At 40.7% G+C, this 2592-nt stretch carries 3 protein-coding genes; all 3 read right to left on the reverse strand.

Features of this window, described 5'->3' with window-relative positions; all coding sequences use genetic code 11:
- A partial coding sequence (locus tag Q0212_RS12635; protein ID WP_297926066.1) for an AAA family ATPase occupies window positions 1-235 on the reverse strand: 235 nt, incomplete at its 3' end.
- Window positions 236-286: 51 nt separating this feature from the next.
- Entirely contained in the window at window positions 287-646 is a 360-nt protein-coding gene (locus tag Q0212_RS12640) for a hypothetical protein (protein ID WP_297926069.1), read from the reverse strand.
- Between the two features lie 563 nt (window positions 647-1209).
- Window positions 1210-2592, reverse strand: a 1383-nt coding sequence (locus tag Q0212_RS12645; protein ID WP_297926070.1) for a hypothetical protein, incomplete at its 5' end; no start/stop codon positions are given.

Here is a 2592-nt window from a genome sequence, read left to right on the forward strand (position 1 = left end):
CTTTGACATTGGGCGAGATAATACCGTTTGTCTCAAGCATGGCAGATAACACGGCTGCGGCTTTGTGCGTAGGCGTGGCTATGGTAATCATTTTGTGACTAAGTGATTTGATGACGGTAGCAATAGTTGTGCTTTTGCCTGTGCCTGCGAAGCCTGTAAGTAAAACGGGTTGTTTGTTGGCTATACATTGCAGAATAGTGTCGAAAGCAATTTGTTGCTTTGGGGTGAGTTTCATATCTTATTCCTTGTTTTAACCCCTAAAAATTAGGGGTTAAAACTTGTCAAACTAGACTATTGGGTAGTAACGAACGCTTTTACCTTCTTTTTTTGAGTAGATTTTGTTTGATTCTGTGAGTTTTTTTAGGATTCTCATTTTCTCGTCTGATTCAACATCTCTAAACGCTCTCAGTTTTTGGCCAATATCACGACTTGAATCGCCTTTATTTCTGCAAATGATTTCATAGACTAAATACTCTAAATTTACGCCTTCAATTACGTGTTTTTGTTTGTTGACTTGGCAGAATGATTCGGTTGTTGCGTTTACTGCCAACTCATATGCAATTGCATCGCTTGCGCCAAGTGACTTGGCTACTGACAAACAAGCATTGATTGCTTGTGAAAAAAATAACGATTCGGATGTTTTCATAACGTAAATCCCACAAATGAAAAAACCGCTTTCCTGTGCTTGGTAGTGGAGGGTTAAGTCAAACCCAGCAAGCTAAGAAAACGGTTTTTTCATGACTTAAATTTATCTAATGCTTGGCCACTACGCTACTCACTAGACGCTTAAATTATGTGACTTTTCTTTGTTTTTATCTAATAACTTTTACTTATAAGGAATGCGTTTCTTATACAAAAAGAACCATAAAAAGAAACGTAAAGACCAACACACCAAATGGCACGGCTGCAAGCCTTGCGGCTGTAGGGCTAGAGGGGAATTGTGACAACGTAATGTTCCGCGTATATATAATATATATTAACTTATACAGAGAGAGAGCATTGTATTAAGGTTTTTAGGGGAATTTGTTAAAAGACGACAATTTTTTCTAAAATTGTTTTTAATGCGGCACACAACACGATTGACACGTTTCTCTTGTAGCCCTTGCGGCTCTAAGGTTTGACGTGTGCTACAGTGCGTGCCGTTTCTATAGAAACGTGCTGCACACACAAAAACAGTCGGTCAATTCCGTTTGACCGTTTAACATTAACTTATTTTGAATCCTTTACGCAATCACTTTTGAAAAAAACAGGCATAAAATAACGAACTGCTTTTCCTTCCTTTTTTTCAAAGATTTTTTCTTGCGCCTGCAATTTAGTCAACATCTCTAATTTTTGCACCGCGTCCATGTTTCTAAATGCTCTAAGTTTTTGGCCGATGTCACGACTTGACGCGCCTTTTTTGCCAAAGTCATAAACAACATTTAGAACATCCTCCTCAATGCCTATTTCCTCATCTAATCCGTTAATCTCTAATCGTGACAGCAATTTCTCAAGATGAAAGACAATCCAATTAGCCACCCACTGCACAATGCGCTCGTCGATAATCGGTTGTGATGGGTTATTAAACGCACTCAAAGCCACACAAAGCCGCTTAAACGTGCCACACCAACCGAGAGCAATACCAAGTAGGTCTTTGCGCTCCTCAGTGTTGCAAGTTGCCTTAATGCGCGTTAAAGAGTGAGCAAAAAGAGTAGCCGTGTTATCACAATCAAAAATAGCAATCTTTTGCACTGGATTCATGCAAGCAATATCAAAAAAATCACTATCTGTTTTCTTGATTGCATTAACGATAAATTTAATCGACGCAGGGAATGGTGCGTCAAAGTCTCGCTCACATGACACACTATCGCCGCCTTGCGCGATCATTAACCGTTGCAACGCCCCAATGCTGTATTGATCTCGCTGTGCCACAAAGTCGATATGTTTGCTACTCATCAAACTAAGCATGGTTAAAGACGGACGGTAGATGTTGTACTCTGAAATATGCTTATCGCCTTCGCCGTCTTTTTTGCCAAAATTCGCCCCTACGCTGTCTTTATCTAAATAGAGTGTGTTATTCAAATACACTTCATTGATAGCACTTAACGCCCCTTGTATCGCGCCTGACTGCTGTTTTTTGCCGAAACTAATCATATTCGCGTAATCATCGGTTGCCCAAAACATACGCGGCATAGTCAACAACTGTTTATGCAGACAACTAGAGCCACTTATTTTAGTCCCGCGTATGATGTTTCTATCACCACACGCATCAATAGCACTATTCAAAATCCCTTTAAGCGGCTGTAGTTGCCCTGCCGAGTCAGCAACGACAGCCAAAAACGTGCTTGAGCTTGTGCCGTCTTTTAAACGCACACAACGACTGGCCATAGCACAGGCAAAGGCTAATGTTGCTTGCACGATGGAATACTTCGGGGCTGTGCCTATTTGCCCTTTAATCCATGCCGCCACCTCGTTTAATGATTCCACTGGTAACTTGCAATCAATCTTTACAGTGTCAACTTGCACAGGTTTTAACTCGACAACATTGCTATTAAAAAAACTGTTAGCAATCGCCGCGCCTTCGTTAATCAATTCGCTATCGTCTGGCTTTTT

This window comes from uncultured Agitococcus sp. (genome assembly GCF_937920075.1).
In the GTDB taxonomy this organism is placed as follows: Bacteria; Pseudomonadota; Gammaproteobacteria; order Pseudomonadales; family Moraxellaceae; genus Agitococcus.

Coding starts and splice junctions, on each gene's coding strand:
- Q0212_RS12640 (WP_297926069.1), bottom strand. CDS start 646: ATGAAAACATCCGAATCGTTATTTTTTTCACAAGCAATCAATGCTTGT.